The sequence below is a fragment of the Flavobacterium sp. genome, assembly GCF_030146175.1.
GTDB lineage: Bacteria > Bacteroidota > Bacteroidia > Flavobacteriales > Flavobacteriaceae > Flavobacterium.
In genome coordinates, this window is the sequence record NZ_JASLCE010000116.1 from 1 (window position 1) to 5751 (window position 5751).

General features: G+C 35.6%; 8 protein-coding genes. 7 read left to right on the plus strand and 1 reads right to left on the minus strand.

The genetic code is table 11. The features are described from left to right. The 4 genes from Q1R07_RS13220 to Q1R07_RS13235 all read left to right on the plus strand — a co-directional run. The coding region (locus Q1R07_RS13220) for a DUF1629 domain-containing protein (protein WP_300491107.1) at positions 1–709 on the plus strand (709 nt) is incomplete at its 5' end. A 93-nt stretch (positions 710–802) separates the two neighbouring features. After that, positions 803–1522, plus strand: coding sequence for a hypothetical protein (locus Q1R07_RS13225; RefSeq protein ID WP_300491110.1), 720 nt, complete (start codon positions 803–805; stop codon positions 1520–1522). Between the two features lie 2 nt (positions 1523–1524). Then, on the plus strand, positions 1525–2145 hold the full coding sequence (locus tag Q1R07_RS13230) for a hypothetical protein (protein ID WP_300491113.1): 621 nt from the start codon (positions 1525–1527) through the stop codon (positions 2143–2145). A gap of 63 nt (positions 2146–2208) precedes the next feature. Beyond that, positions 2209–2715, plus strand: a complete 507-nt coding sequence (locus tag Q1R07_RS13235) for a hypothetical protein (RefSeq protein WP_300491116.1) — start codon at positions 2209–2211, stop codon at positions 2713–2715. A gap of 66 nt (positions 2716–2781) precedes the next feature. Here the strand turns inward: Q1R07_RS13235 and Q1R07_RS13240 are convergent, their stop codons facing one another. Continuing rightward, positions 2782–3909 carry a WG repeat-containing protein gene (locus Q1R07_RS13240; RefSeq protein ID WP_300491119.1) on the minus strand — a complete coding sequence of 376 codons (1128 nt, stop codon included), beginning with the start codon at positions 3907–3909 and terminating at the stop codon, positions 2782–2784. Between the two features lie 261 nt (positions 3910–4170). On the opposite strand from Q1R07_RS13240, the gene Q1R07_RS13245 reads away from it, so the two are divergent. The 3 genes from Q1R07_RS13245 (at position 4171) to Q1R07_RS13255 (ending at position 5568) form a co-directional block, all read left to right on the plus strand. After that, positions 4171–4560 carry a hypothetical protein gene (locus Q1R07_RS13245; RefSeq protein WP_300491122.1) on the plus strand — a complete coding sequence of 130 codons (390 nt, stop codon included), beginning with the start codon at positions 4171–4173 and terminating at the stop codon, positions 4558–4560. 81 nt (positions 4561–4641) lie between these two features. After that, positions 4642–5001: a hypothetical protein gene (locus Q1R07_RS13250; protein ID WP_300491125.1), complete on the plus strand. Its 360-nt coding sequence runs from the start codon at positions 4642–4644 to the stop codon at positions 4999–5001. Between the two features lie 75 nt (positions 5002–5076). Beyond that, complete coding sequence (locus Q1R07_RS13255; protein ID WP_300491127.1) at positions 5077–5568, plus strand: hypothetical protein; 492 nt, start codon at positions 5077–5079, stop codon at positions 5566–5568. The last annotated feature ends 183 nt before the right edge of the window (positions 5569–5751 follow it).

The window sequence follows — 5751 nt, forward strand, 5'->3', positions numbered from 1 at the left end:
ATTAAATAAAAACAACTCAAAAACAGCTTCTAAAGCGACTATTGTACGCTACTATCAGAGAATAAAATATAAGAATACGATGTCAAACTTTATCAGAATACAGAGTTATCATACAGATGGCCATCTATATTATACCGCTATCGAGAACATCGATAACGACGCCAAAAAATTAGAATTCGAAGGAGTGGTTCTTGAAAATATCGGAGATCCGACCCTTAAATTCCGAAGTAAAAATGCAAAAGTAACCGATTATATAATGGGAATCGGGCACTTTCCGATTGTTTCAACCCGGTTTAAAGACATATTAAGTTCGCTTCCGGATAGTAAATACATTCAGTTTATTAAATGTAAATCGAATTATGCAAAACAAAAAGAAGAATTCTGGATCATGAATATCCTTGAATTAGTGGATTGTTTTGACTGGGAAAAAAGCGAATATATAAAAGAAACAAAATATATAAATCCGAATGAATTTTGGCCTGATGCTATTACAAGAGTGGAAATGATTGATGAAAAAACAAATGGCAGGAATATTTTTAGAGTACTTGATTTTCCGACCTATATTTTTATCAGTAAGCATCTGGAGGGTATTATTTTAGAACAAAAATTAAAACTGACTTTAGTGCGGACACAAGATTTAACGCAGGTTGTAGATGCTGATCCAAGCGACCCGACATTGGCAAAGTGGGGCCATGAGAATTTAGATTAAAAACAGGGGTTACAATAATCGGAATGAATATAATCCGACGTTTTAAAGGCACGGATTATAAATCCGCGCTATCCGGTAAAAACGAAATAACAAATGAAAAAAATAGTACTATTACTTTTACTCTTTCCACTATTCTTTTCCTGTAACGGACAAGGAAACAAAACAACCGAAACGACCTATAGCCAGAAACTGGAATACGGACTTAAAGGAGCCGTAAAAGAAGTAGTCACGTATATACATACCGTTGAAGATGGAAAAATACCCGAAAATACAGCGAAACCCTTCGGAAAAATTACGATGACGTTCGATAAGATGGGCAATGTTATTACCATAAATAAGATGTGGGATATTAAAAGTATCGGCAAATCGGAGTTTTTAAGCGTTTTTTCCGGCAAAGGAAAAGCCTTATCGTATAAAGAAACAGCACATCTTTACGATGGAGAACATACCGAAAATAGCTATAAATACATTTGGCTAGACGATTACAGTTATAATGTTCGCTCGGAGAAAGACAGTTCTTATTCAAACATTATTACCTTAGATAAAAATTACCGCTTACTCAAAAGTGTTTTCAAAAAGGAAGAGGTTGTAGAATCAATACAAGAGATTGAAACGATTTACAAAAACAATAAAATACAGGAAATTGCAAGTACGGAGACTGAAACCACCGATGGAAAAAAGACGGTGTCGTATCGCATTCAAGTCGCCCAGGAATATGACAATGAAGGAAACCCGACTGTACTTTATGGATATTACGACCTGAACAAACAAAAAGTGAAACATGTGTTGTACAAAGAATATACCTACTACTAAGAATGACCGAAAACGAACTACAAAAAATCTTAAAAGAAAAAATAGCACAAGGCGACTGTCTTAATAAGTCCGTACAGCAGATTTTACTTGACTATAAACAATCCGGCGGACAACAGGAAACAGCCCGGAAACTTATGGAACAAGTAGCAATTGACCTTTCAGAGGATGAAACCTTACAAGACAGAGCCTACGATATACTGGACATCGTTACCGGTTGGTGTAACCCCGAAATAAAAGTTTGGGACAGACAAAAACCAGTCCAACTAACCGATGGACTTCAATTGGAGGATGACGAGACAGGAGTCGTATTTAATCATTTTTCATTCTGTGAACTGGTAAAACACATCATGGTCAATTATGGAAAGATAGACTACGATTTAGCAACAGAAAAACTAAATGATTCCTATTTCGTAAAAGAACTCCGTACCATTAAGGACGTCGAATATATCACACATGAACTGGAATTTCATTGGGCAATGCTACTCGTTCACGGAGATATGTATTGGACAAAAGGAATACCCTGTAACTTTAATAAGTTTATAGACGAATATTTAGCCTGGGAAAAGGAAATAAAACAAAAATACAACTTGAAAAATTCATACGAGTATTACGATAAGTACTAAAAAGCCACTAACAAATGACCGTAAAGGACATAAATCCGCGTTATCAGGTGTAATTCAAAGACTATGGAAAACAAGCAATTATTTCATGTTATCTGGACTATTTTTAATGGATATCCCGTATGGGACAAAAGAGGTAATTGGCAAAAACTCGCCGATACTTATGCCGAATTAGAAAAGCACGATATCCATTATCATTTATACAAAGAATTAAAACCGGAATACTTAAATAAGACGCCGAAGCAGGAACTTTCGTTACTTCATGAAAAAGCAATAAACCAATTAAAATCCGACATTGAAAAATTGTGTAAGGAAAATCAGGATCGAATTGTTAATGGCTTGAACATCAAAATGCTTAAAGTTGATGCTTCAAAAGTTGAAATGCTGGTATTTTCCAATTCCAATGTAATAACTCAAAAAATCGCACGATTAAAAAGTAGAACGGCAACACTTCTGAGCTTCGAATATCCGGAAACCTATGTTGGTAAAGGAACCTGGGGAAAAGGTTTTTGGTGTTCCAACATTCTGAATAAAGAAGATTTAGCGATATCAATTATAAAGGACTTCCGATAACAGCGATCGGAGATTTCAGTTCATTTGATCGTTATCTCTTTAAAAATATAAGGATTGCGGTTCTGTTTAAAATAATCGTTTTCCTTTTTTGTCTATAAAAAACCAGATTCCGTTTTGTTTTACCAGAGCTGCTCCGTCTTTAAAGGCATCCACACTTTGGTAGACTTCCGGGAACAACACGTTTTGCTTAGCGTCTATAAAATAGCCTTTTCCGTCTTTCACCACTGCAAAAACACCTTCGCCGGAATACATCTCATCATAGACAAACGGAATCACGGTTTCCCCTTTTTTGTTGATGCAACCATATTTTCCCGATATTGGGATGATGGCCATACCGTCATAAAAGCTATAAACATTCGAGTATTGTATCGGTATAACTAAAGTTCCTTTTGTGTTCACAAATCCATATTTGTCATTTAAGGATACCGCCGCCATACCATCGCTAAAATGAGGATACCCATCATAACGTAAAGGCACTACCACTTCTCCTTTTTTATTGATAAAACCTGTTTTTCCATTGCGTTTTACTTCTGCCAGGCCATTTTGAAAAGAAGAGGGACTTTCGTATAGCGGCGGAATGACAATCTTTTCCTGTTTATCCATAAAGCCCCATCCGGATTGCCCACGGAGTTTTACAGCGGCCAGTCCTTCGTTAAAAGAAGTAAGATTTTCGATATCACGTCGAACCGGTTTTCTGTTGTTCATAGTATCGATGATATACCATTGACCGTTTTCTTTAACGGTAGTAATTTCTTCATTAAAATAACCCGCATCTTCATAAATAACCGGAATGATTTCTTTTCCGTTTTTGTCGATAAACCCCCATTTTTTGTTTAATTTCACAATCGCTCTGTTGCTCTCTTCAAAGCCGCCAATAAAATCATATTTAAAAGGCACCACTTCCCGACCTGTAGTATCTACAAGGCCATATTTATCGCCCAATTCAACGGCTGCCAGACCTTTGTGGAAGTTAAATACAAAGCTATATTTACAGGGTACGACATTACGTCCTTTTTTATCAATAAATCCGTATTTTTTATTGATTCCCACAGTGGCATATCCATTTTGGTACGGATAGAATCCGGTATAGATCGCCAGCGGATCATCGGTTTTGTATTCCTGAGAACACCCTTGTACACAGCTAAAAAGCGTTATAACGGCAAGTAATATCTTTATTTTGTTGAGCGTATTCATATGGATTGATGGCGTTTGAAATAGGATAATCAAATGGTTTTAAAAAAAACATAATCAAAATTAATTCCAGCGGAAGATATGGTTTATTTTGAAGAAAAAGTGTACAAAAATAACATTTTACCTAAAATTAAAATTTCGATCATTTTAGAAAATAATCACTATTTTCGTTTGCGATCTAATTCGTAGAATCGTCGCCTGATAGAACGAAAAGCACTTGCATTTTGTCCGGATGGGAAAGCCAATACGTTTAAATTTCAAAAAATGGAAAATCAGATATACAATTGGTTTGTTAAAAAAGGGAACATTCTGATTCAAAGAGACGACACTTGTATTTCGCTAAAACTTAACGGCGAAAAAGGAGAAAGTTGTTTGCTTACGCGTTCCGACAATGACGACATAATTCAGCTATTGACTAAAATTGCCAAGGAGATTTGGGAAGATCCTGACTATGAAAGAAAACCGTATCCAAAGCAACTTTGCCAGGAGGTTGATAATGTATATTATTGGGACATAGAGGAGTCAAGACTTATGATCAAGTACAATGAAATTGAAAATGCTGTAGAAATTGGCTGTGACGGAAGTCAGACACTGAATTTAGAAATTAACTATGCTGTAGAAATCATCCAGGTTTTAGAACATTTTAACCAATAAAAAAGGATTTTGTAAAGCAGATAAAAAGTTTTGTAAAAAAAGGAGCGATAGCGTAGTACAAAAGGAATCAGAAAAACGAATATGGAGTTAAAAAAAAGTACTGTCAACGATGTTGAAAAAATTTGTCTGTGCGAATACCGGGACGGTTCCCGACTTTCGGTAAATGTATGGGCTGCGATAAGTAGTGGGCGCCTTTTAATCTCAGGGCAAGATTTGGGCGATTTTGTTAAAGAGCGTTTTGCCGACAGCGATTATGAGTATTGGTACTCTTTTGATGTTGAAAACACGAAAGTTCTTATTACAAAACTGTCAGAACAAAACCCTACGCTTGATATAAAAGCACTATTAACTGAAAATTTTAGCGGTTTGGATGGTTGTCGAAACCTTCGGGATTTCTGTAAAGAATTTGATATCCGATACGATTTTAGTTCGCATATTTAAAGCTTAATTTCAGACGATTATATTTTACATCTACTCCGTATAATTGAAAATAAATAAAATTTTTACAACTAATTTATGGCAAGTGAACTGACAATTTTCAGCATTTATAAAATTCAAAATGAGGAAAAATACTTTTTGCTCCGAACGGAACGCCCCGGTTTTTCCAATGCATCTCAAGTTCAGGAGGATTTAGCCTATAAAATCGAGCAGGATAAACGGAACCATATTCTGGATCAGATTGGGGAAAATTATCAAAATAAGAAAACAAGCTTTGAATTGATTGGAGAACTTCAAGACTATCCAATTGGCGAAGAATTGTATCGTGACAACGGAAATTTCGAATTAAATAGTTACTATCTGGAAACGGAATCGGGATGGCCATGGATTATTTTGGGCACTGCAAATTCTGAAACCGAATTTTTAACGGCACTAAACGACGACGACGATTTACTACGACTTGAGCCGATTGGACAACCAAAGCAAATTACAGCAACGTTTGTAATCGAAAATGACTTTGACTTTTCTGAAATTGAAAATGGTACTGTAAAAGACCTTAGAGATATTTAAACGGAAGTTTTCAATTGAACTTTAATTTCCCGTCCTAACCTTAGCAGTAATTTTATGGAAACAGCATTTGAAATTGACGAACAAAAACTTTTACATTTTTTGACATCTGTAAAAGTCAACGATTCTTGTGGTGGTCATAACGATTTTTGGGAGTGGCATAACGAAACGGAAGAATTGAAAACC

Bases quoted from the DNA above. Each gene is read 5' to 3' on its own strand.
- Q1R07_RS13240 (WP_300491119.1), bottom strand. From the start codon at position 3,909: ATGAATACGCTCAACAAAATAAAGATATTACTTGCCGTTATAACGCTT.
- Q1R07_RS13230 (WP_300491113.1), top strand. From the start codon at position 1,525: ATGACCGAAAACGAACTACAAAAAATCTTAAAAGAAAAAATAGCACAA.
- Q1R07_RS13255 (WP_300491127.1), top strand. From the start codon at position 5,077: ATGGCAAGTGAACTGACAATTTTCAGCATTTATAAAATTCAAAATGAG.
- Q1R07_RS13245 (WP_300491122.1), top strand. From the start codon at position 4,171: ATGGAAAATCAGATATACAATTGGTTTGTTAAAAAAGGGAACATTCTG.
- Q1R07_RS13225 (WP_300491110.1), top strand. From the start codon at position 803: ATGAAAAAAATAGTACTATTACTTTTACTCTTTCCACTATTCTTTTCC.
- Q1R07_RS13235 (WP_300491116.1), top strand. From the start codon at position 2,209: ATGGAAAACAAGCAATTATTTCATGTTATCTGGACTATTTTTAATGGA.
- Q1R07_RS13250 (WP_300491125.1), top strand. From the start codon at position 4,642: ATGGAGTTAAAAAAAAGTACTGTCAACGATGTTGAAAAAATTTGTCTG.